Source organism: Niallia tiangongensis (assembly GCF_044704065.1).
Classification (GTDB): Bacteria; Bacillota; Bacilli; order Bacillales; family Cytobacillaceae; genus Niallia; species Niallia tiangongensis.
In genome coordinates, this window is sequence record NZ_CP162613.1 from 4,546,793 (window position 1) to 4,571,757 (window position 24,965).

Here is a 24,965-nt window from a genome sequence, read left to right on the forward strand (position 1 = left end):
TATAGGTAATTTGCACCGTAGTAAACCTATTTAAATTATAATACAAAAAACTTACTATTATTTAGTAAGATAAGTTGAGGGATTACACTTGCATAAAAACATTTCCATATACATTTGGGTTTATTGTATTTTCATATTATTAATTTCACTATATCTTGAAATTGTTTCTTTTGGTCCTCCGGAGTTATTCTGGGTCTTAAATCTGATCTCTGTAGCGCTTTTATCTTATCATTACGGAATAAGAAAAGGTGTTGTCGCACTTATTGTTTTGGTATTCATTCATGTTGGAGGATTTTCTCTGAAGTTCACTTATCTTAACAGAGAGGATTTATTCTTTTTTGTGACAATAAACTTACTAGGTATAGCCACTGCCATATCTTTTCTTTATATCGTTTCGAACTTGAAATCCAAAGAAAAAAATATTCGAGAAATTTTTAATAATAATGACATTACTTTTTGGTCCAGAGATATGAAAACAGGTTTAGCCGTAGTTTCAGAAGGATATGCAAAAATTTATGGTCTAACAAGGCATGATTTTGATAAAGAACCTGATTTTTGGATCACTTCCGTCCATCATGAAGATAAAACTATTTTGTTAAATGCAATCAAAGAACAGCAATTAGGAAAAAAAACGAAAGTGGTTTATCGTATCAAACATGCAAACGGTGAAATAAGATGGTTAGAGGATCGTGCTACACCAATTATGAACAAGAATGGACAAATAACTAGAGTTGATAGAGTTACTTTTGATGTTACCACTCAAAAAATTACAGAAGAAAAAATGCACCAAATGGCCTATACAGATGCTTTAACAGGACTACCGAATCGAAATTCGTTTCATAACTATGTGAATAAAGCGATTAGTAATGCCTCCCAAAATAATATAACTACTGCCGTAATTTTTATTGATTTTGTTGACTTTAAACGAGTAAATGACACACTTGGCCATAGTGGTGGAGATGCTGTATTAAAACAAATCGCCACAAGGTTACAGAGAATTATTTCTAATGACCAAATTATATCAAGACAAAGTGGAGATGAATTTCTAGTACTTGTTGACAATACAAATGAGAAAGAAGTGGAAGAAATCGCCAAAAAAATCATACATGGTATGAAACAATCCTTTACAGTAACGGAAAACGAGATTTTTTCATCACCAAGTTTGGGCATTAGTTTTTTCTGTGAAGGAGACACAGCTGAGGCATTAATCGATAGAGCCAATTTTGCGTTATTTCTAGCGAAACAACGGGGAAGAAATAATTATCAGTTCTACAATGATGAACTTAATCAAAAAATGAAGCGGAAGATGATGTTAGAGGTCCGATTGCACAAAGCAATTGAACAAGAAGAGTTTCAAGTATACTTTCAGCCACAGGTTCAGTTAGAAAATGGCAGTATTTCAGGTGCAGAAGCTCTTCTGCGCTGGGAATGTGATTTAGGCAAAATAAGTCCTGAAGAGTTTATTCCAATTACTGAAGAGACAGGACTAATCATTCAGATAGGAGAATGGGTATTACGAAAAACTTGTCATCACATAAAATGGTTTACTCAAAATGGTTTATCGCCATTTCCTGTCTCAGTGAATCTATCAACAAAACAACTTATGCATCCTCACTTCATTGACCTTTTAAAGAGAATTATTGATGAAGAACACGTAGATCCAAAACTGTTGACGCTAGAAATTACCGAAAGGGCGTTTCTCGACTACGAGGATGCAAAAGATGTTATCGCTGAATTGAGAAAAACGGGAGTAGGTCTTTCATTGGATGACTTTGGAGTAGGTTATTCATCCTTAAGCATGATTAAAAATATTGAAATTGACGAACTTAAAATAGATAAACTTTTTTTGAACGATGCCCTAGAAAGTAAAAGAGTCCGTGCATTATTAGATACGATTATTCAAATCGGAAAAAATTTAGACGCTAAAATTGTAGTAGAAGGTATTGAAACAGCAGAGCAACATGAAATACTAGCGAAACAAGGTGTACAGGGACAAGGATACTTTTACAGTCCCCCATTACCTGCTGCAGAATTTGAAATATGGTGTCATTCATTTACAAAAAATAATGGGTATCAGGTACTATAAAATGACAAAGAGGATATATATAATCTTCTGTGGAAGGACAACATAAGAGCAATTTATTGATCTGCTTCTTCATTGTTATCTTTTGGGAGTTCTTATATTTTCCTCTTTATTCTGGGACAAGTAACTTGTCCCAGTTAGCCTGACACTATAATGGATATAATCTTATTCATTATACTCTCTCTCACTTCCCCCCCCTCTTCTTCCCCACCAAACACTCCTCCTGTGTTCTACATAAACTTATAACTTCCCAAATAGTCTCTTCTGTTAGATGTTGCTCTTCTCTTAAATCAGATATAGTACGGGCAATACGCTATATCTTGAATTGAACACGATTACTCCATTTCTTCTTCATTGCCATTTGTCTGATTAGTTGAGTTATTATTTCTGATAGGATATTGATATTCCATAAGGTTAAGGTCTCATAAGTAATTCTGCCATTATATATTTTATTTTACTTCCCTATCGCTTATATTGGATTTCTCGTGCCAAAATAAGCTTCTTCTAATTTCCTTTGATGTCACTTTTATTTTTCGCATTTTCCAGTGCTACGGATTAAAGTGTTAGTGCTATGTCAAATCGGTCTCGTATAAGTCCAGATAGACGATTTTGATAGGATTAATTTGTTTTGGTGGTGCCTGACCCTTGATTGCAACATTTTATTTTATTCAAGAAATGTTTCCATGATTATCACCTCCTTTCCTAAACGGAAAAAAGTGCAACAACCAACCATCTTCACAATATTCAGTTGCTATTTCAGTTTATCCCATTCACACAATCTAATTTTCTATCAATCTTCGACAAATTTCGAGGCGTCCCTGTGACCATACCTAAATTTGTAAATTCCCTAATACTTCGTTATTCTTGTACTGTGTATTTTCCTTAAAATGACTTGAAAGAAGGCGTTATTTACATGCATGACTTAGATTTGCATTATGTATTTGAGCTTAGTCTAATCTTAGTGATGATTGCAGCTGGAATTACTGCTATTGCCAAAAAGGTAAAGCAGCCTTATCCAATTGCCTTAGTATTAGTTGGAGCCATTATTGGGTTAAGTAATATTCCTATATTGGATCCAGTAAAGACATTTATAACCGAAGGAGAAATCTTTAACTTTGTCATTATCACTTTGTTTTTGCCAGCTTTATTAGGGGAAGCTTCGCTAAAGCTGTCTTACGCTCACCTGATAGAAAATAAGAAGCCAATACTTTTACTTGCTTTTGGAGGCACCTTATTGTCTTTTATCATTGTTGGATTTTCTTCTCTATGGCTTCTAGGCTTTACAATACCTGCAGCATTTGTGTTTGCTGCTTTAATGAGCGCAACCGATCCAGTTAGTGTTTTATCAATCTTTAAAACAGTCGGTGTCAAAAAAAGACTGTCCATTGTCGTGGAAGGAGAAAGTCTGTTTAACGATGGACTAGCCGTTGTCCTTTTTAATATATCTGCTTTCTACTTATTAGATTATCTAGATTTAGGAATAGCAGGATTAGGTAATGGAATATGGCAGTTTGTGAAGGTTATTACCCTTGGTTTAATTGTTGGGGGAGCGCTTGGCTATGGTTTTTCCAAGCTAACACAATACTTCGATGATTATCCACTCGAAATTATTTTTAGTATTATCTTATTTTATAGCTCTTTTTTACTAGCAGAAAGCATTCACGCATCTGGTGTAATTGCTGTCGTTGTAGCTGCCATTATTTTTGGAAACTATGGGGCAAAAATTGGTATGAGTCCCACAACCAAGCTAAATATTAATAACTTTTGGGATGTTGCTGCCTTGCTAGCAAATTCACTTGTTTTTTTAATGGTTGGACTAGAAATCACCAATATTGATCTTGAAGATAAATGGGAATTAATCCTTTTCGCGATTCTTATTGTACTAATTGGCAGAAGCCTAGCTGTATACATAAGTCTTGCTTTTATGAAGAACTTTCCAACCCCTTGGAAGCACGTAATTAATTGGGGCGGATTAAAAGGCTCCCTCTCTATTGCACTTGTCTTAAGCCTACCTAGAGATTTCGAGGGACGAGAAGATATCTTATTAGTGGCTTTTAGTATTGTTCTTTTCTCTTTATTAGTGCAAGGACTTTCCATTAAACCATTCTTATCCTTATTAGGCGTCAATAAAAAAGAGGAAGGCTATAAAGAATATGAAGTATTAATTTCCAAGAACTTTCGTTTAAAGGCTTCCATCCAAGAGCTAACCGAAAGTAAACATAATGCTATCATTACAGGTACTGTACTTAAAGAAAGAATGGAACAACTTTCAAAAGAACAAAAGGAATTAGAGCTAGAAATGGAGAAATTCTATCAGAAAACTCCTTCTCTCAAGGAACAACAGCACATATTATTAGAAAAGCAATCATTGTACGCCCAATATGAAGCGATTGAAAAGCTTCTTAAAGAAGAAATTATCTCGGATGAAACAGCCAAGGACGAGCAAGCAAATATAATCGATCAGCTTGTTAAATTAGAGAATAATCATTAGGGTAGTAATGCGACGGTTCTTGTGAGGTCAACATCTTTACAAGAATCGTCCTTTCTTCACCAACTATTTAACGTCCTCTTTAACTTCTCCTTCGCTCCTTTCTTTCAAGAATTTAGAATCAATACAACCATTTTCCCTCTCTTCCTTTCAAACGCATCACCTCTTTAGAACTATTATGCAGGAGACTAGTTGATGGCACCACTGCCTATAGGTAGGATTTTGTTAACATTTGTTACTTTTTTAGATATTAGATGTAAGAAGTAAAGGGAGGGTTCGAGACCACTGTAAAAGCTATCGAGTTCTAACTTATTTAGATGGAAGGTAGGGGATTCGTTGAGTCACCTATTGTTTTGGTGAACTTATTATATTTGAAAGCAATAGTTTGCTCATTCACTACTTTCCATTAACTGCCAATTGGATATTTTGCTTGTAAAGACATTTCTGTTACACTGAGTATCCTAAACCTGACATAACGTAGTCATATTAAACAATATATAATGAAAATTAAAATTGGCGGGCTTTTCTTAATAGAATAAAATGGAGGATAGGATATATGACTGAACACAGACAAAATAAGACGAATAGCAACTACACGAAAAGAAAAATCATCGATGAGCTTCCCACAACAGATCACTTGCATGCTGCGGACATTCCTGAAATCGTAATAGCTCCTGAGGCTACATTTGTTTCCATCTTAGGAGTGGGTGCACCAGGAACAGATGCATTTTATCGAAAAATGGCGTTCATTACCGATATTGGGCGTATACTTACGTATGGAGCCAACCCGCCTAATGCCTCTCCAGTTGTCGAAATTATCTACTGGTACCCAGACGACGCAATACAAGTTGGTATCGCTGACTTCTATAGCGTGAATCCTATATCCTCATTGAAATATCGCATGATGGTACGAATTAACGAAACTACTACAAAGACAGATGTCGAAATGGCTCGTCATTCGGCAATGAGTGCATCTGATACGGAAAACGAAAAGCTGGAAATAGTAACAATCCCTGAGCAAGTGGTTGTACAGGTGATGCATCATGGCCCGTTTGCTAATGAAAACGACACTCTAGCTAGACTAGGAGCTTTAGCCGATCATTACGGAGTTAGAAGAAGCGGACCACATCATGAAATTCATCTTGACCCGTTCAATCGTAGTACACCTCAAGACACACTACGTACGATTCTACGTGATCCAGTTTCTTAAAAATACCATTAACATAGAAGACAGGGATTACTTATGTATTGTAAAAAGACATGTGTTTAAACTATAAGTTTGTTGAGTAAGGTGTAAAAATGTCAGCTCTATCAAAAAATAGAAATAATGCCAAGACCCCACTTGAGTGTAAACTACAAGCACAGGTCTTGGCACGTAATTATTTGGGAAATGACACTTAATATTGGAACCTTTCCCAACAGAATCAGTAGAGCCGTCCCTCTGCTTCCCTTAATAATGAAAGTATTTCGTTAGGTGGCAGGGGTTTGCTATATAAGTAGCCCTGGAGTTGACTGCATCCTTTGCCTTTTAGGAAGTCGAATTGTTCTTGCGTTTCTACACCTTCTGCAATCACATTCATACCTAATTCTGAAGCAAGAATGATGATGGCTGAAACAATGGCTGTATCTACCTGACTAGTAGGAAGATTGCTAATAAATGATTTATCAATTTTAATAGTATCCGCCTGAAACTGTTTTAAGTACATGAAGGAAGCATATCCAGTTCCAAAGTCATCAATGGAAACCTTTATTCCCATGTTCCGCAATTTAGAGACCGTATCCCTGACCAGCGATTCATGGTTAGATAACACACTTTCTGTTATTTCTACTTCAAGATATTCTGAAGAAATCTTAAATTCCATCAGCTTTTCGCTCACTAGTGTTGCGAAATCTTGTTTTAATAGCTGTTTAATCGATACATTTATGGCGATGGGCATTTTTATATTTAACTTTTCCCATTCTTTTATTTGCTCACATGCTTTATTAAGTATCCACTCACCTAGCAGTAAAATAAAATCACTTTCTTCCGCTAAGGAAATAAAGGTGGCAGGATTGATCATTCCTTTCTCTGGATGAATCCATCTAATTAATGCTTCCACTCCAATAATAGTACCTGTTTCGGTATTAATTTTGGGTTGATAATAAAGAACAAACTGATTTTCTTTCAGTGCTTTTCTGAGATTACTTTTTAATTGAAAAGCACTCATAGCATTTTTATTCATTTCTGGATCATACAGATTAAAGGCATTCCCACCCATTTTTTTCATACTATACATAGCAATGTCAGCGTTTTTCATAAGCTCCTCAAATGTTTGACCATGTTCCCCGCTAAGACTTATGCCTATGCTCCCAAAGGTGGAAAATTCTTGACCATTAATAATGATCGGCTCTTCAATTGCTTTAAGAATTTTATCAGCCAATGCACGTAGCATGGATTTATTATTACAATTACTAATTAATATAACAAATTCGTCCCCGCCCATACGTGCAACAACATTCGCTTCTCCAATGGCTTCTTGAATTCGTTTCCCTACTTCTTGTATTAACTTGTCTCCAGAAGAATGACCAAAAGTATCATTATGTGGTTTTAAGTTATCTAAATCTAAAAACATAACAGCATGGTTGTTCGTTTCTTGTAAGCGTTCCAGAAAGACCTCTTTTAAATATCGCAAATTCGGTAGATTTGTTAAACTATCATAATTAGCTAAATATTTAATCTCTTCTTCATGGTAATGGCGCTCCAATGCAATTCCAGTCAGATGACTAAAACTTTTAAGCATTTCTATATCAGAATCCTTTGGCTCCATTGATTCTTTATAATAAACAGCAAATGTTCCTAACACAGAGTCTTTAGAAGAGATAATAGGCATGGACCAGCAGGATCGCAACCCCTTTGTCAAGGCAATTTCCTTCCAATTTGACCATGATGGATCTGTTTTTATATCAGATACAATTTTTAAATCTTTCGAAAATGCTAAATGCCCACATGATGCAAAACTTTCATCTACTGGAACCTTATCAATTTTTTCAATAAATTCAGGGTCTAACTTTGGACCATAACCAAAACGCAACCAATTATTTTCTTCTTCATAATACATAATAGAACAAATCCCTTTTGTAAGTTCTTCTACACTTTCAGTAATGTATTCTATTATTTGTTCCAATGGCTCCCCAACGGCAATACTCGATAAGATAGTCTTTTGTTTCTTTTGTAGTTCCTCTATGTTTTTCTTTTCTGTTATATCTTGCGCGATTCCATATATACCGATAACTTGATCATTTAACTTCAATGGGATAGTCGTAATTTTGATATCCCTAATTCGACCATCTTTTCGAATTATTTGAGACTCAAGACCTTGAATACTTCCACTTATTACTTTGTTAAAACGCTGCATTACTTTCGGAAGTTTTTCAGGTACTATCAAATCGCGGAAATTTAATTTCGTTAATTCCTCTTTTTTATACCCACTAATTTCTTCTGTTACTTTATTAACATCTAAAAAATAGCCTGCCTTGTCCAAGGTGTATACTCCATCTGGATCGTGTAAAAATAGAGATTTATACGTTTGTTTACTTTTTTCCAATTCCGTTATGTCTCGCCCAAATACTATCAAGTTTTGGCGATTTCCTGCTGAATCAAATATCGGTATCTTAATTACCCCATATATACGTTCCGAATTATTGAAAATAACAGACTCTTTTACTTCTAACTGTTTTCCAGTCTCCCAAGCCTCACGATCACTCCTCACAAAAACAGGCACATATACAGCAAAATGAGGGTATAATTCTCCTAATTCATCTTCCGTTTTACCTTGATATTCCTCTATATTAAAAAGTTCTAAAGTTTTACTATTCGCTTGAATCCAGCGTCCATCTTTATCTTTTAAAACAATAATATCCGGACTTGCATTAATAAATGATTGTAATTTCATAGCTTTCTCCCTATTTTTCACGGTCATTTACAATATATTATAGCATTTTTCCAATATTCCAATTCTGGATGATCGATGCCTACAATGGAATAATAACTGTAGGCAGTATGTTCCATATCAATCAGAGCGGAGAAGAATTCCTTCTTCATGTGTTGGCCTATTTCAGGAAGTCCTTCTTCTGAGAACTGATGACAAAGGGCTTCTATTACTGTGTCTTGATCTTCCAAATTATCTAATGTGGAATAAGCTTTTTTTAACACCTAAACCGCCAAATCTGTTTTAAGATTTTCAATAATAGATGCGGCAAAAATAACGGATGCGGACTTCTTCACAAAAGGTTCTACAGATGTCACTACTTTGTCAGATTGAAAACTAATAAGAGCGATGGCAACTTCTTCTAATAAATCTGGACTGAGTAAGTGTGGTTGTATTTTTTTCTAAAAAAGTCATTTATCTCGTTCCCTTCCAACACATAGTATGGAGATTGTTTCTTTACCTTCAATATTATTTATTTTACTTTATGAAAATTGGAAAGTAAATTTAGCTTCGAAGACTACTTGAATGAATTTGATACATGAAACTGTTTATTATTTTCTCCAATGCACAAAAGCCCATCACCTATTTAAGGTGATAAGCTATTTTAAATTGAGATTATATGAATGGTTACCTAAAAGAACGTAATAGAATGGTACATATCTTCCTAGTCCTTCTCAGATAAATACTTTTGGGATTCTATCTTTTTATGGTGCCTGGCACCCATTAGACACCCATTATAATTTAAATCTATTAACAAGCATTTGCAAGTTTTCGGCCATCTTAGAAAGAGAAGCGGAGGAAGCTGTAATTTCCTCCATAGATGCCATCTGTTCTTCCGCAGCAGATGCAACATTTTGTGTATTGTTTGCAGAGCTTTGAGAAATACGAGCCATTTCCTCCATGGAAGCATTAACTTGTTCAATACTAGCGGACATTTCCTCTGTTACAGCAGAAACCTCCTGAATTTGAGTAGTAACTTCTTCAATTGATCGAAGAATTTTTTGAAAGCCTTCGCTTGTTTCATGTATTACATCCATTCCTAATGATGTTTCAACAGATCCTTTGTTCATTAGGTCTACAGCTTGTGTGGTATCTACTTGTATATGACTTATTAAACTAGCTATTTGATCTGCTGAATCCTTCGATTGCTCAGCAAGTTTTCTTACTTCTTCAGCAACTACAGCAAAGCCTTTTCCTTGTTCTCCTGCTCGTGCTGCTTCAATCGCTGCGTTAAGTGCTAATAGATTGGTTTGATCAGCAATTCTTGTTATCACTTCTGTAATTGTACCGATTTTATTGGATTGTTCTCCTAATTTTTTTATAACAGTAGCCGAGTCACTCACAGATGAATGAATAACATTCATTTGTCTTATTGCTTTTTGAATGGATTCATTCCCTAGATTGGCTTCATTATTAGTTTCCGCAGCTAATTCTGAAACAGAGGATGTAGTTACAGCTACTTGTTGCATTCCAATAGCCATCTCTTTCATTGCCTGTGAACCTTCCATTGCTCCTTGCTCCTGTATTTCTGCACCACTGGCCATTTCTTGAATAGAAGAGGCAATGTGACTTGTTGCTCGGGAGGTCTGTTCTGCACTTGCTGTTAACTCCTCTGAGGAGGCAGCTACTTGATCTGATGTAGAACCAATTTGTCCAATCATCTTGCGTAGGCTACCAATCATTCGATTAAAGGAATGAGCTAACTCTCCAACTTCATCTTGGGATTTCACTGAGAGCTCTTTCGTAAGATCTCCTTCTCCATCAGAAATTTCCTTTAACTGTTTATTAATTATTTGAATGGGACGTACAATTGTCCTTGTAAAAAATATACTGTAGATAATAGCAATTATTCCGGATATTAGCATCACTACTATGAGCATAGTTAGTAAAGACTGAACTGTATCATTAATTACCTTAATTTTCGGACCTACCATCCACATACCAATTACATTTCCATTTTTATCCTTAAGTGGTTTATACATCGTCAAATATTCCTGTCCAGCAATGTCCGCTTCTCCTACGTAGGTTTCCTCTGTTTTCAACACAACTTCTGATATCGAGGTATCTGCTTTTTGACCAATCCTTCTTTCTCCATTCACGATTACGTTGGTAGCAACGGTTGTATCTCCTTGAAAGATATTAGCTATTCCACTAGTTACTTCCCCTATTTTATCCAGCAGCTCACTATTATCGTTGATCTTTACATTTCCTTTATAAAGCTCACCATCTTTAATAGCCCAATCTCCTTTGTACGTTTCATCTAGCCAATTATACCCGAGATCAGAAACTACCCTTACTCTATCAGAAAATACATCCTTCATTGCTTTATTTACTTGAAAATACGTTACACAACCAATAATAATGGATAAAAATAAAATAACGACTATTATCATAAGATTAATTTTCATTCTAATCTTGAAGTTTTTAATTTTCATTCTTTCATACTTTCCTTTCTTATATAAACATACAAATTTATACACTATACTTTTGCTTACTAACAAACCGAACTAAATAGAATGTGGATATTGATCCAACCAAATAATTTCTTTTTATCACCTTCATACTTCAGCGTTATCGTTTTATATTCCCTATTTTAATAAAAGTCCTAAGACTAAAATGAACATAGGGATTTATACCCTTACTATCGGAAGAAAAAATACGATTTCTAGATTTTCTTATACTGAAAATTTTACCAATATATTATCTGAAGTAGCAGGACAAAAAAACTAAATTAGTATCCATAATCCTCCAAGACTCCCTACGTGTGTATGGGAGGCCACTGAAAAACTGTTAGCTATTGATGATTGAAAGTAACCTCTTTCTAAACTTAGATGTGGGAATTGTTTTCCGAGGTGACTTTCTCGCAGCTCCCATAGTCGAGCGGTCACCTCTCCAAACCAACATATTTTCGCTTTCATAGCTCAAAATCCTAGTTGAATTTAGATTAAACATACTTTTTCAGTGGCCTCTGTGTATGGCTAGTTCTTACTCGGTGGGAATTCCACCCACTATATATATTGCAACCTATGCTCGGTCGCTCTGCCTGACACCGTAATTCATTGTTTGATCTTACACAAAAAAGACCACAATCCTCAACAGAAGAACAGTTGTCTTTTTGTGGTGCCTACCTGGATTTTTCCTCATGGGTAATGGGTATCACTTTGGCCATTCCTTTAGTTGAAAACAATTGGTATAAGCAATATAAAAAATGTATATAGAAAAAGAGAAGTGCGCGAACACTTCTCCCTGCAACCTCTACCGTCAGGGTGTTGGCTGTCAATTAAATAGATTACTTTCGTTGAGAACCATCCTTCTACTTCCGACGAAGTAGGGTGGTTTTCTTGTTTTCTAATATATTTTTCCGAAAGAAATAAGCACAACAACCAAATACCCTCCAAATATGCAGTTGCAAATTCAGTTTATCCCATTCACACAATCTAACTCTCTATCAATCATCGACAAATTTCGAGGATTCCCTGTGACCAATAGTGAAATAGAGGGCTTTTCTTAATGTTTGCCTTTTTTCTAAGAAATTTTCATTTGACTTATTTACCATTATACGCTGACTCTACTTTTCCTTCCTTAAAAATTCTAATACCTTATTAATTGTCATTACGTCAGCATATCTAGCATTTAAATCCATTAGAGTAAAAGTTTGAATGGCAAAACTTCGATCAGCCACTGCCTCTTTTGGAATTATTACTTTAAATCCGTGCTGAAGAGCATCCACTGCCGTTGCTCTGATACTTCCACTTGTAGTTGTCCCCGCTAAGATTAGAGTATCGACTTCATTTTCTATTAAAAAGTCTTCAACTGGAGATTTATAAAAGTCTGTAATATACACTGTTTTGTTTACTAAGCTATATGCCTTATCTGCTAAATCAGGATGTATTTGAGTCCATATACTATTTTCATCTAGAAGTTGAATGTTAGGGAACTTTTGGCCCCATAATTTGGACGATTTATTTGATGCGTCATAAATTGTCATACTAAAAATGACCGGTACCTCGTTCTCTATTGCTTCATCTATTAATTCCGAAATTACTTTTATTTGGTCTTCCTCTAACTTTACTGTTAGCTGAGAATCATTTGTGGTAAATGCTACAGTTAAATCTCTTATCAAAAGAGCAGGTCTTTTACCTAATCCTAAATGCCCTGAAAAGCCTTGGTTTGTATAAAGGCTTTGCACCTCATCAAATACGTATCTTCTTTGACCGCCTGGTGTATAGTTAACTCGTAATCCATAACCTTCCACAACCCCATTTTTTTCAAGCCTTCTTAGTGTACTAGGCGAAATGCCTAACAATCTTGCTGTCTCTGATACGCTTAAAAACTCATCATTCATTACCAACTACTCCTTTAAATCACACCTAAATCAGATATCATTTTTGTTACTAGGCTTTCCATTTCGAAAAGGAAAAGAAATCGTTTTCATCTAACTACCTTACATAAAAGTAACATATTCTTATTCATTTAATCTATCTTTTGCCCGGTATTTATTTAAAAATTACATTTGGTAAATACATTGTAATTGCAGGTATATAAGTTATTATAGCTAAAGCTACTAACGAAACAATTAAAAATCTTGTTATTCCTCCTATCATTTCGTTCATCTTTAATCCCAATACACTATTAGCTACAAATATATTTAAACCAAAAGGTGGTGTAAATGTTCCAATTGCTAGATTTACAACCATAATAATACCAAGATGAACTGGATCAATCCCTAATCCTACCGCTGTAGTTAATATTAATGGAGCTATTACAATTAAGGAAATAGAAGCTTCCAAGAACATACCTAAGATTAATAACATAATGTTTAATAATAACAAAAATCCCCAAGCGGATGAAAATGTATTTAAATATTGAGCTAGTAATTGTGGTGCATGACCAATAGTCAAAATCCAACCTAACGAAGATGCAGCCGCAATGGTAATCATTATTTGTGCGGAAGTTACTGCGGATGATAAGCATAGTTTGTACAATCCCTTTAGATTAATTTCTCGATACACAAACATCCCAATAAAAATAGCATAAACTGCAGCCACTCCAGCAGCTTCCGTCGGTGTAAAAAATCCTAAGGATATTCCAAGGATAATAATTAGCGGAATTCCTAAAGACCATGAAGCATCTTTCGTGGATTTCCATAATTCACTAAATTTAAAGGATTCATCTTTGGGAAAGTTATTTCGTCTAGAATGTAAATAAATATACACTAGGAGGACAATTCCAAATACGATTCCTGCAGATAATCCGCCCATAAACAATGCACCTACAGACGTATTAGTAGCACTCGCAAATAATATCAATGTAATACTTGGCGGAATGACAAGGGATATAGAACCTGATTGAAGAATCAATCCACTTGCAAACTGTTTTGGATACTTTTGCTTCAACATCTCCGGATACATAATTCGTCCAATTGCAGCAACAGTAGCTGGACTAGACCCTGATAATGCTCCAAAAAACATTGCTGCAGTCTGAGCGGTCATCGCCAATCCTCCATGAAAGTGACCCACAAGTGACCTAGCCCATTTTAAAATTCGATCAGAAAGCCCGCCAACATCCATCGCATTAGCAGCTAATATGTAAAAGGGAAGAGACATTAGAACAAATTTATCAATTCCTCCAAAGGCCCTTTGTATAGCAATCATTGGTTGTATATCGGTAAATAACCAAATTACTACGATACTGGAGAGTAATAAGGAGATAAAAATTGGCACCCCAATAAATAACAAAATAAACATTAAAATAACGAGAGCTAAAATCATCTATTCCACCTACTTTATAATTAAATGACAAACATTAAATCGAGGACTTTCTTAATTGAATGATCTTTTGTACATAACGAATAACCATCAGTGCACCTGAAAGTGGCAGCGCGTAAAACACTAGATACATTGGGAGATGTAGAGCAGGAGATACTTGATGCGTGTTATAAGAAAATTGTATAAACTGTACACCTAGAACCGTCATTACCATGCTAAAAATAGTAGCAATTATATAGATTAGAGCAAAAATTAGTTTTCTGCTTCTCTCTTTTTTTACCATCTGCAAGAAAAAATCGATACTAATATGTGATCCCTCCCGTACACAGATGCTACAGCCAATAAATGTAACCCAAATCAGCAAGTATCGAATTAACTCCTCTGACCAGGAAAGTCCGCTACTAAAAAAACGTAATAGGACATTAATAAAGACAAAAATTGTCGCTATAAATAGAGATATGGCAATAAACCCTTCCTCCAATTTGTCTAACCATTTCATTTCAACTCACCTCACGTTTTAACGAATGTTTATTTAATCAAAACCACCAGTGTGAACTGGTGGTTTGCTCTGCGGCTAAAAGCCTCTCTTACCGGCCTCGGCCTTAAAGGCCCACTGAAAAGGTTTCCCTTCTGCACCACATTCACTCACCAATTCTAAAGAATTTCTTTATTTACTTCCGATTTTTCTCACCCGTGAACGGATCGAATTCTTCGAACAACGTTAGCTGATCAGCCATATAATCTTCTTTCAGCTGATTTCTTATATATTCTTGTATTTGTTTCTTATTTCTCCCCACGGTATCAACGTAGAAACCACGACACCAAAATTTCCGATTCCCATAGCGATATTTCAAATTCGCATGTCGATCAAATATCATCAGGCTACTTTTTCCTTTTAAGTAACCCATGAACTGCGATACACTTAATTTTGGTGGGATACTAACCAACATATGGATATGATCCGGACAGGCATTTGCTTCATGTATGATAACACCTTTTCTTTCACATAGCTCTCTTATGATTTGTCCAATACTCTTTTTGTATTTGCCATAAATAATTTGCCTTCTGTATTTTGGGGCAAAGACTATGTGGTACTTACAATTCCATGTTGTATGTGCTAAACTGTTCATGTCCTTCATAAGGGCATACCTCCTTCTTGCGTGAGATAAAGTGGTCGGGAAACCAACTTTATCCTACCATGAAAGGAGGTTTTTTTGTTACCTCGCTATAAGCTCTCCGGAACCCCCGGCATAGCCAGGGGTTTTCGAAACCATCAATAATATATAAGAGGAGTTTAAAACTCCTCTTATACTTCCACTTTTATTCCTTTACAGCATCCTGAATTTCTTTTAATAGAGCTGCTTTTTCTTCATTACTTGTAGCACTCTTATATAAACTTGTAGATAATTCTTGGAACTGTTTAATCGCCTCACTAGATAACTCATTCACTTCAATTCCTTCATCCTCTAATGCTTGAAGCTGTTCAGCATTTTGCTCTTGGTTCATATTTTTAGAAAATTCCCTTGCTTCCTTTTCCGCTTCTACTAGTAATTGTTGAACATTTTCATTTAAGCTATCAAACCAAGACTCATTTGCCATAATCATATGGAACTGATAGGCATGATTAGAGATGGTTAAGTACTTTTGCACTTCATAAAATTTTTGAGATAAAATGGTTACTAATGGATTTTCTTCTGCATCTACTACACCTTGCTGTAAAGAAGTATAAAGTTCAGCAAAATCGATTGGTGTTGGATTTGCTCCCCATGCTTTATATTGATTAATCAAAGATTCTGATGGAATAACACGAATATCTAAGCCTTTCATGTCTTCAGGAGATTCAATTGATTTCTTATTACTAGTAATTTGCTTAAATCCACCTGCCCAAAGACCTAACCCTTTTAAACCACTCCCTTTTGTAGTATCCAATACATCTTGCCCAACATTTCCATCAAGAACATCCCACATTACATCTTCATCATTAAACAAGAAAGGTAATTCTAATATTTGTAAATCATCCACAAAACTTCCCACTGTAGATACTGGAGCAATGGACATTTGGATAGATCCCATTTGCGTCATTTCTGTTTGATCTCTCATGGATCCAAGCTGCTGGTTCGGATAAACATCTACTTTTATTTGACCTCCAGACTTTTCTTCCACGATTTCCTTGAATTTTTTTGCCCCTTCTGTTGTATTATGACCGTCCGCTTCTACAGTAGCTAATTGAATCGTCATGGAATCATATTGTTCAGAATCTGTCGAGCCATCCGTATCTACATCTGCACTTGTCTTATTTGAACTGTCATTATTTCCGCACGAGGCAAGGATTAAGATCAGTATAAACAACAGACTAGTCCCTATTACTTGATTAAATTTCATTCCATTATCCCCCTCAGATAAATAAATCTCATTTTATTTAGCAACTAATGTACAAGTAATCATTTCTTTTTGTGTAGATTGATAGACTTCTTTAAAATGTTCGCGATTTTCATAGCTTATATTTGGAATTTTAAGAGCAGGTACCGAAATGCTAAACTCCCTATCAAAAGGAAATGGATCTACCTTGATTCTCCCATTCCCCAATGATTGAACATTAAGGTACTGTTGTTTTCCTTCTTGGGTAAAGCGAACTGGTCCAAGCTTAACAGAGCCTGTTTCACTTAAATCATTCAAACATATAAATAGGGAAAGGCGATCAATGACTTGAAAGATTTCATAATGCATCCAAATCTTATCTTCAAAATCCCTTCTAGATTCTAGTCCATTCCACATTGTTTCCTTAATATCAACCCAAGCCTTTTGTTGTTCGACAATCGTTTCGTTCATAAATGGTCTAAGTGCATCACTTGTTTCATATGTAAAGGTTGGGTCATATCCAAATCTACTAGTGTAGAGTCCAATCCAATGCATTCCAATTAATAAGCCTGCATAAGGGTCCTCCTCAAGTACGCTATTAAATCCTTGTCCATAAAACGCCACATGCTGTTTTAAGTCAACATCAATAAAGTTTAACGGTTTTCCTTCCTTTTCATTAAATAATAATTGATCATCTGAAACACCCCAGCCAACATCATGAAACCCAATCGCTTTTACAACCGATTCATTCGGTGTTGGTTTTCCAACTCTTTCATTTCCCCAATGTTTGGCTAGTTCACCTGCATGAGCCATATGTTCATCTTGCCGAACTAATACTAAATTTTCCTTTTGTTGAGAGATAATCAACAGGATCACTCCTAAATCTATAATTTTTTTACTTCTATTTCGTTACAAATATTTTATTGATTAATATGGAAATTCGAATCATCTAACATGTATCTAAATCCAGCTAGCATGGAGCTTCTAAGAAGAAATTCTTTGGATAAGAAAGGGTTTTGCGAAGTTTTTTGTAAGTCAATCGCTTGTTGTTCAACGCTTCTGATTAAACTAGTATTTTGTTTTGTAGACTTTTGTACAAACTCCCTATTAATCGTTAATCTACGATTTTCAAAATCTTTTAAAGCTTGTCTTTGTGCATGGTAATTATCACTAGAAGTCAACCGATCTACGAGAAGATAAGCATCATGAATGCCACTATTCATACCCATTCCACCAAACTCAACATTGACATGAGCCGCATCCCCCAATATGATAACTCGGTCTTTGACCATGTTTTCAGCTACAAGCTGATGCGTTTTATAAACAGTGTAATAGAAAAGATTATAACCTTCTTCTACAACACCAATTTCATTTATTTTACTATGAACAAAATCATCATTTATGGAATCTATCTGATTCTTTTCTACTGGAACAATTACTTTTAACATGTCAATATTCGTGATAATATCAACCCATTCATTTTCGTCTAAAAACATAGCAACTGGTCCTAGTCCAGGATACTTGTTACTAAGTTGATAATGCTTTAATCCCATTAATAAATGGTGTCCTGCATTTGTATAGCCATCATATGAGATACCTGATAACTTGCGAACGGAACTAGATAATCCATCAGCGCCAATTAAATAAGAAGATGAGAGTGTTTCCATCCCTGTTTCTGATTTCACTTGAATGAATACAGATTCATTTCTTTGTTCTAAGTCCATTAATTCCGTATTAAAACGAAACTCAGCCAACTCATTATTTAGAAGATATTCATAAAAAATCTTCGATAAGTAGTACTGATCTAGATGAAGTCTGAATGGAAACTTCGTTATATCACTCAGCATTCGATAGTCAAACTCTGAAATAATATTTTCCTTTAAACGATCCCAAAATTGCACCTTATGGATTATCTTTCCTATTTCTTTTATTTGTTGATATAAACCCCATTCATTTAAAATCTCCATCGTTGGAGGATGAATAGTGGAAGCCTTCGGATAATTAGATAACTCTTTTGCCTTCTCAATAATCGTTACTTTCACGCCTTTTTGAACTAATCCTACTGCTGTCGCAAGCCCTATCGGACCAGCTCCAATAATGATAATTTGGCTATGCATAGAATCCCTCATTTCTTCATACAGTCTCTAAACCTACTTTTATCCATAAGTAATTGTCGAATCTGCAGCTAAAGATAACTCAACTAATTTATTAGGAGGGGCAAGTTCTACTTTTTTCCCTTCCAATTCTTCAAGACTAATGCCACGAGACTCACATGACATTTTAGACAGATAGATTTTCCCTCCACCTTCAATAATCGTATTGTAGTAATCACGGAGAATTGGACCAAATCCATGTTGCCGATCTAGATTCTCGTTTGTAATCAATTTTGCTGCTTCTCCTGCTAGGAACATCGAAACTTCATGACCATCCTTAATAGCTGTTTGTGCAATTAAAAATGCTCTATCTGCTTGAGTCGGCGCCTCTGTTCCATGTGTAAGATGAATTAAAAGTTTTCCCATTATCCCTCATCCTTTATTTTTGTTATTTTATTTTTGTACTTAACTTTTCTAGGAGCTCTTCGGTTGTAGAAAGATCACCATATTTTTGTTCAATATCAAAGAGACTTTGATAATGTGATTTCTCAGACCGATCTCCCACTGCATCTGTTACTGTTATGGAGCGATATCCATATTGAACGGCGTCTACAACCGTTGCTCTTACACAACCACTTGTTGTGCAGCCTGCCACAATTAGTGTATCGATATTACCAGTATTTAATATGGAAACAAGATTAGTTCCAAAGAATGCAGATGCAAACTTTTTATAGATTAAATCATCCTCTTCTTTACAATAGTCCAACCTTGGATCAACCCTAACGAGATTCGTTCCAGCAATTAGAGTTTTTAGTCCTTGCATTTTTTCCTTCCATAATAAATCCTTTTCCAGCCTTGTATTGTTGTAAGAAATACTTGTAAAGATAACTGGAATATTAGAAGAACGTGCTGCCTTTATTAACCTGTTTGTATTCTCTATTTGCTTATCCAAGTTATATCCCATTGGCATGGATTCATTGGTAAAGCCCTCTACAAAATCTATTACGATTAAACAAGCGTTCTTCCCAAGTCCTAGATCATTCCCAAAGCCTCTTGCTTCAAAAAACTCTACATCACTTTTCATCACTATCTTTCCCTCCAAGTTCATCATCTAAAGTTGTATCAAAATTCCCCCGAAAGTAACTTTCCAGCTTTAGGTACGTAAGTCTGTATATTCAATTGCTTTAGAATTTGGTAAACAGTAGATGTCGCTGCTGAAAGAACGGGCAAATTAAGTTCTTTTTCTACAATATCGATAGCAGGTAAAGACTGCATTTGTACACAAGCAGATAGAATTACCGCATCCGCATCTGTAAGATCAAGTTGTTTAGCTATATCTATCAGATTGAATGGATCTAACCTTCCAACTTCTAGATTATCTGAAACTTCTAGACTTATAGAATCAACGACTTGTATACCAAAAGACTCTAAATAATCAATGACTAACTGTGTCAATGGTTTCATGTATGGGGTAATCATCGCTACCTTTTTTACTCCTAAAACATCTATTGCATTTACTAAAGCACCCGCACTACTAATAACGGATGATGCTAGACCATTGCTATGAACAATTTCAGTCAATCGCCTTTCAGAAGTAATATGATAATGAGAACCTTGTGACATAATAGCAACCAAGCACGCATATGCAAGTGAATCACATTGTGCATCCGATAATTCAAGCGCACAGCGATCACTCTCTATATCCATTCGACTTAGCTCTTCTTTAGATACAGTTTTCATGCGCATTCGACTAGAATGAAATGTAAATGTTTCACTCTCAATCATCCTCTGTCTTCTGCCTAGCATTTCTGGAATTTCTTTTTCCATTGTTGTATTAGAACTGGGAACAATTAAACCAATTCGATAATTTTTCGTAATCACTCATCCCCTTCATAAATCTTCAAAACTTATTCAAACTTACCAAACTTACCAGAACTAACAGTATTAGAATACGACCAAAAATGATAGAAGTCAATACTTTTATTTCAATTTTCTAAAAATTAAAAACAATTAAATGCGTTAAGGAATAGACAAAGCTATGAAAGCCGAAGTCCATCTTAAAATGGTATGTCTAGGAAAATGCTATAACGCTCAGGCTACATATAGATTTCTCTTTTTAGGTACAAGCGACTACCTCTATACTAAGGGGATTATACTCATGTGTGTAGATGAATCTATATTATGCTTTCATCCCTTCTTCTTGAGAACCCTAGTAAAAAAGGAACTCTTTTAATAAAAGGCCCTCTTCTTTTGTCCTTACTATATGTACAAAAAGATACTGTTTTTCTTTTTTGGATGCCTGACACCATTATTTCAACATTGTGTTATTATATAGATAAAAAGACCCATGAAATTGGAGGAAGAAGGGAATTCGATGTACTGTCAACAATGCGGAAATAAGCTCCATACAAAAGGGGGAAAATGCCCCGTTTGTGATTACTCAGCAAAAAGGTCAAGTACAGTTCTGCTCTGGATAGTTAGTATTTTCGTATTTTTTAGTTGTCTATCTTTAATTGGTGTATTGGTGATAAAAAGTGGTATCCTTCAAAGGGATTTAAACAACAAAGAACTCACTGCTTCCAATGTAGAATTAACTCCAACCAAAAATGAGACAGAAAAAATAGTTTACAAGCAAGTAGAAGTGCCTGTAGAAGAAAAAAAAGATACAACGAATCTAATACAGGCTGCGCAAAAAAAGGTATTTTCTATTTTCACTGAGGTAGGGCAGGGTTCAGGTTTCCTGATTAATAATAGTGGTGATGTACTAACAAATGCTCATGTGGTTGAAGGCTATACTTCTGTTGAAATAAAAGATATAAATGGAAATATGTATGCTGGTACTGTGATTGGATACAGCAATACTTCAGATGTAGCTATTATTCGTGTGCCTGCTTTAGTTGGTAAAGAACCATTGTTGATTGAGTCAGCAAATCCCACTGATATAGGTACAGATGTTATTACCCTCGGAAGCCCTCAAGGATATGAAAATACAGTTACTTTGGGTAATATTAGTGGAATAGATCGAACATTTGTTATTGATCAGTTTGAATATGAAGGTGTGTATCAAATTTCTGCCCCAATCGCTCCTGGCAGTAGTGGTGGCCCTCTTTTAGATAAATCGACAGGTAAGGCTATTGCGATAAACTCTGCGGAAGATACGAGAGATGAAAATATCGGTTTTAGTATACCTATCTATAAAATTTATTCTTTAATCTCTACCTGGATTTCAAATCCTATGAGCGAAGAAGAAATTGCTACTTATTTTTACAATGGCTTTGGCGACTTTTTCTATGAAAGTCTATACTCAGAACCTGGATACTTTGATGAAGGCAACTACGAGGATGAATATGATGAGTATTACGAATTACCGGATGACTGGTATGCTGACTACTCAGAGGAAGATTCTTATGAAGAAGACTATAGCGAAGAGGATTCATGGGAGGAATATGAATATGAAGAGGAAAAATCAGAAGAGGACTATTATCTAGAGGAAGAAGAATTCCTAGATGAACCGTATGCGGAAGAGGATTCTACCTATTCTGATGAATATTCTGAAGACGAAGCGATAGAATAAGAGCGAAATTCGGTGTCAGGCACCACAAAAAGACAAATGTTCTATTTTATCCGTTTGAAAAAGACACAGGTTCGAAGTAGTTATACTACTTGTAGCTATCATGACAGCGGTTGTTTGAACCAAAAAACAATAAATTTGACCCACTCAATTCCCAATTCTATTAATCTTGCCTGAGTTTAGAGCTCTATCACGTCGCTCATAAAGAAGGCCTGAGACAGCGATGCTGCCTCAGGCCTTCTGATCTTTGGAAGGATTACTTCAATCTATATGATAAGTTTCAACTATTCCTCCAAATCCAACGAAGTATCTTTCTTAAATACTTTCAACAGTATTAGATAGACAATTCCTATCGCCAACCAAATGAATCCTAATTTCTTTGATAGTGGATCTAGGTTAATCCATACGTAGCCAATTACAACAAACCCGATTAACGGTAACACTAGATGTCTAACATAATCTTTGCTTTTTTGTTTTTTAATAAAGTAAATGACAACCGATGCATGTAAGAATAAGAATGCTGATAGTGCGCCAAAGTTAACGACAGAAGCGAGTGAGTTAATTTTGGATGAAAAGAATGCTGTTACGAATAAAGAGATTACTGCTACTACTAATGTACTTGCATATGGTGTTTTAAATTTCGGGTGAATCTTTGATAGAAACTTTGGTAACTTACGGTCACGAGCCATACTGTAAAGAATTCTTGAAATAGCTGCTTGTGCAACAAGTGCGTCAGCAATCCCCCAAGCTAGGGCTGTAGCCAAGATTGTTGTCCATTTCAACCAAGTACCACCAGCTATTTCTGCGATTTGGTAGAAGGCAACGTCTGCATTCTCAAATGTAGTATAGTCAGGCCAGATTAGTGCTGCTACCCATGTTTGAATAATAAATAATAAACCAACCACAATTAAGGAGAAGATAATTGCTCGACCAATCGCTTTGCTACCACCCTTAGACTCTTCCGCTAACGTTGAAATCGCGTCAAAACCTAAGAAGCTTAATACCGCAATCGAAACTGCTCCCATGACCATGCTCATGCTGAAATTATCCGCATCATACAATGGCTTAAATGTGAATTCAGCCCCGTTCACCCCTTGTACAATGGCAACAATACCTGTTACCACAAATACAGCTAAAACAATAAGCTCCAATACAACAATAATTTTGTTCGCTTTTGCTGTAAATTCGATACCTAGTACGTTAACTACCGTGTTAATTCCTATGAAAACAACAAGCCATACTAAAAGTGGAATCTCTGGAACAATATCATGTAATGCCGCTGCACTAACTAAATATAAAAGCGCTGGTATAAAAATATAATCTAGTAAAATTAACCAGCCTGCAATAAAGCCAACTGATTCATTGATTCCACGTTGTGCATAAGAATAAACAGAACCTGCGATTGGAAATGCCTCAGACATTCTTGCATAACTTAATGCCGTAAAGATCATCCCAACCATACCTATTAAGTACGCTAAGGCAACCATTCCATTGGAGCCTTGAGCAACCGATCCGTAAATACCAAATGGTGCGATTGGCACCATAAAAACTAACCCGTAGATTAGTAGATCCCAAAACGTTAACGAACGTTTAAGCTCTTGCTTATAGCCAGTGGAAGACACTTGGGCATTGTTTGAAGTTGATTTCTCTGGAACTGTCATCGTTTAATTCGCTCCTTCTTGGAAAAGTTCGATGTTGTATGCTTCCAAAATGGCCCTTGGAACGAAGAAGCGTGCTGTTTTCAATGGATCGACAATTTGACTAATTTGCGAATCTCCAACTGCACTCATTAACATGGTGAATTCTTCTAACGATAAGTCTGTGTGTGGTCTTAACAGATGAATCATTTCTTTTACTGCCTGATTCGCGGCGTCATCCAATGATTTCATTGAAACTAAAGAAGCTACTCCTTTTTCATTTTCAATGACTGGAAAGTTTAAGCTATGTCCTTTAATCACATCAAGCGTTACGGTCACCTTTGCAGGAATTTCAATACCAGATACACCTATTTCACCGTCTCCCATCGCAGCGTGTAAATCACCTAATGCAAATAAGGCTCCTTCTTGGAAAACTGGGAAGTAAAGTGTTGCACCAGTTGTGATAAGTTTTGTATCCATGTTTCCACCGTGCGCACCTGGTGTTCCGTTATTAACTGCTTCCTTTTCAGGAGCAACACCAATTACACCAATCATTGGATTCAGTGGCAACGTTAGTTTGTCATTAAAGAATGCCTTGTTATCATGAACCGGAATTATCTTCACCGTGAAGTCTTTGATTTCATCTCCCATAACGCCAAGGTCAGGTCCAACTACCATAACCCCTCTTTCTCCAAGCTCCATGTTATCAATCTTCACTTTCAGAATATCTCCTGGCTGTGCTCCTTCAACGAAGATTGGTCCAGTTGCCGGATTAATTTGGTTCCAATCAATTGCTTGAAACACTGTATCATTGGAAGTAATCTGATCTTGGAAACAATCAAATGTATCAATGACAACTTGCGATCCTGACTGAAGTGTCATCGCTGGCTTATTTGCTTTATCCATTGCATAAATATACGAATCTTTTGATAAATGATTCACCATGTTTATCTCCTCCTAGAAATGTTAATACCTATTCTAGCTTGTTTAGAAGGAGAA

The 24,965-nt window shown here is 35.7% G+C and carries 20 protein-coding genes; 5 read left to right on the top strand and 15 right to left on the bottom strand.

Features of this window, described 5'->3' with window-relative positions:
• Window positions 1-340: 340 nt before the first annotated feature.
• The 3 genes from AB3U99_RS21540 to AB3U99_RS21550 all read left to right on the top strand — a co-directional run bounded on the left by AB3U99_RS21540 (window position 341) and on the right by AB3U99_RS21550 (window position 5,781).
• Window positions 341-2,086, top strand: a complete 1,746-nt coding sequence (locus AB3U99_RS21540) for an EAL domain-containing protein (RefSeq protein WP_400243799.1) — start codon at window positions 341-343, stop codon at window positions 2,084-2,086.
• 910 nt (window positions 2,087-2,996) lie between these two features.
• Window positions 2,997-4,574, top strand: coding sequence for a cation:proton antiporter (locus tag AB3U99_RS21545; RefSeq protein WP_400243800.1), 1,578 nt, complete (start codon window positions 2,997-2,999; stop codon window positions 4,572-4,574).
• A gap of 553 nt (window positions 4,575-5,127) precedes the next feature.
• Window positions 5,128-5,781 carry a GyrI-like domain-containing protein gene (locus tag AB3U99_RS21550; RefSeq protein WP_400243801.1) on the top strand — a complete coding sequence of 218 codons (654 nt, stop codon included), beginning with the start codon at window positions 5,128-5,130 and terminating at the stop codon, window positions 5,779-5,781.
• A 214-nt stretch (window positions 5,782-5,995) separates the two neighbouring features.
• Here the strand turns inward: AB3U99_RS21550 and AB3U99_RS21555 are convergent, their stop codons facing one another.
• From AB3U99_RS21555 to AB3U99_RS21615, 13 genes are all read right to left on the bottom strand, one after another.
• Window positions 5,996-8,503, bottom strand: a complete 2,508-nt coding sequence (locus tag AB3U99_RS21555) for an EAL domain-containing protein (RefSeq protein WP_400243802.1) — start codon at window positions 8,501-8,503, stop codon at window positions 5,996-5,998.
• 23 nt (window positions 8,504-8,526) lie between these two features.
• On the bottom strand, window positions 8,527-8,763 hold the full coding sequence (locus AB3U99_RS21560) for a hypothetical protein (protein ID WP_400243803.1): 237 nt from the start codon (window positions 8,761-8,763) through the stop codon (window positions 8,527-8,529).
• A gap of 510 nt (window positions 8,764-9,273) precedes the next feature.
• Window positions 9,274-10,974 (bottom strand): methyl-accepting chemotaxis protein, encoded by a 1,701-nt coding sequence (locus AB3U99_RS21565; RefSeq protein WP_400243804.1) that lies wholly within the window; start codon window positions 10,972-10,974, stop codon window positions 9,274-9,276.
• 1,133 nt (window positions 10,975-12,107) lie between these two features.
• A complete protein-coding gene (locus AB3U99_RS21570) occupies window positions 12,108-12,884 on the bottom strand; it encodes an isochorismatase family protein (protein ID WP_400243805.1) in 777 nt (258 codons plus the stop codon).
• Window positions 12,885-13,035: 151 nt separating this feature from the next.
• The gene (locus AB3U99_RS21575) at window positions 13,036-14,310 is read right to left on the bottom strand and encodes a TRAP transporter large permease (RefSeq protein WP_400243806.1); all 1,275 of its coding nucleotides are present in this window, start codon (window positions 14,308-14,310) and stop codon (window positions 13,036-13,038) included.
• Between the two features lie 34 nt (window positions 14,311-14,344).
• The gene (locus AB3U99_RS21580) at window positions 14,345-14,806 is read right to left on the bottom strand and encodes a TRAP transporter small permease (protein ID WP_400243807.1); all 462 of its coding nucleotides are present in this window, start codon (window positions 14,804-14,806) and stop codon (window positions 14,345-14,347) included.
• Window positions 14,807-14,978: 172 nt separating this feature from the next.
• Window positions 14,979-15,446 carry an IS200/IS605 family transposase gene (tnpA, locus tag AB3U99_RS21585; protein WP_100525941.1) on the bottom strand — a complete coding sequence of 156 codons (468 nt, stop codon included), beginning with the start codon at window positions 15,444-15,446 and terminating at the stop codon, window positions 14,979-14,981.
• A gap of 181 nt (window positions 15,447-15,627) precedes the next feature.
• Window positions 15,628-16,689: a TRAP transporter substrate-binding protein gene (locus AB3U99_RS21590; protein WP_400243808.1), complete on the bottom strand. Its 1,062-nt coding sequence runs from the start codon at window positions 16,687-16,689 to the stop codon at window positions 15,628-15,630.
• Window positions 16,690-16,722: 33 nt separating this feature from the next.
• Window positions 16,723-17,532, bottom strand: coding sequence for a DUF3891 family protein (locus AB3U99_RS21595; RefSeq protein ID WP_400243809.1), 810 nt, complete (start codon window positions 17,530-17,532; stop codon window positions 16,723-16,725).
• A 53-nt stretch (window positions 17,533-17,585) separates the two neighbouring features.
• Window positions 17,586-18,782 (bottom strand): FAD-dependent oxidoreductase, encoded by a 1,197-nt coding sequence (locus AB3U99_RS21600; protein ID WP_400243810.1) that lies wholly within the window; start codon window positions 18,780-18,782, stop codon window positions 17,586-17,588.
• Window positions 18,783-18,821: 39 nt separating this feature from the next.
• A complete protein-coding gene (locus AB3U99_RS21605; protein ID WP_400243811.1) occupies window positions 18,822-19,184 on the bottom strand; it encodes a DsrE family protein in 363 nt (120 codons plus the stop codon).
• Between the two features lie 22 nt (window positions 19,185-19,206).
• Window positions 19,207-19,842: an isochorismatase family protein gene (locus AB3U99_RS21610; RefSeq protein WP_400248145.1), complete on the bottom strand. Its 636-nt coding sequence runs from the start codon at window positions 19,840-19,842 to the stop codon at window positions 19,207-19,209.
• Window positions 19,843-19,880: 38 nt separating this feature from the next.
• On the bottom strand, window positions 19,881-20,639 hold the full coding sequence (locus tag AB3U99_RS21615) for an Asp/Glu racemase (protein WP_400243812.1): 759 nt from the start codon (window positions 20,637-20,639) through the stop codon (window positions 19,881-19,883).
• Window positions 20,640-21,257: 618 nt separating this feature from the next.
• Between AB3U99_RS21615 and AB3U99_RS21620 the strand changes: the two genes are divergently transcribed.
• Window positions 21,258-21,368 (top strand): zinc-ribbon domain containing protein, encoded by a 111-nt coding sequence (locus tag AB3U99_RS21620; protein WP_400243813.1) that lies wholly within the window; start codon window positions 21,258-21,260, stop codon window positions 21,366-21,368.
• A gap of 31 nt (window positions 21,369-21,399) precedes the next feature.
• A complete protein-coding gene (locus tag AB3U99_RS21625; RefSeq protein ID WP_400243814.1) occupies window positions 21,400-22,332 on the top strand; it encodes a S1C family serine protease in 933 nt (310 codons plus the stop codon).
• Between the two features lie 281 nt (window positions 22,333-22,613).
• On the opposite strand, the gene AB3U99_RS21630 is transcribed toward AB3U99_RS21625, so the two are convergent.
• On the bottom strand, window positions 22,614-23,990 hold the full coding sequence (locus AB3U99_RS21630) for an APC family permease (RefSeq protein ID WP_400243815.1): 1,377 nt from the start codon (window positions 23,988-23,990) through the stop codon (window positions 22,614-22,616).
• A 3-nt stretch (window positions 23,991-23,993) separates the two neighbouring features.
• The gene (locus AB3U99_RS21635) at window positions 23,994-24,911 is read right to left on the bottom strand and encodes an acetamidase/formamidase family protein (protein ID WP_400243816.1); all 918 of its coding nucleotides are present in this window, start codon (window positions 24,909-24,911) and stop codon (window positions 23,994-23,996) included.
• Between the last annotated feature and the right edge of the window lie 54 nt (window positions 24,912-24,965).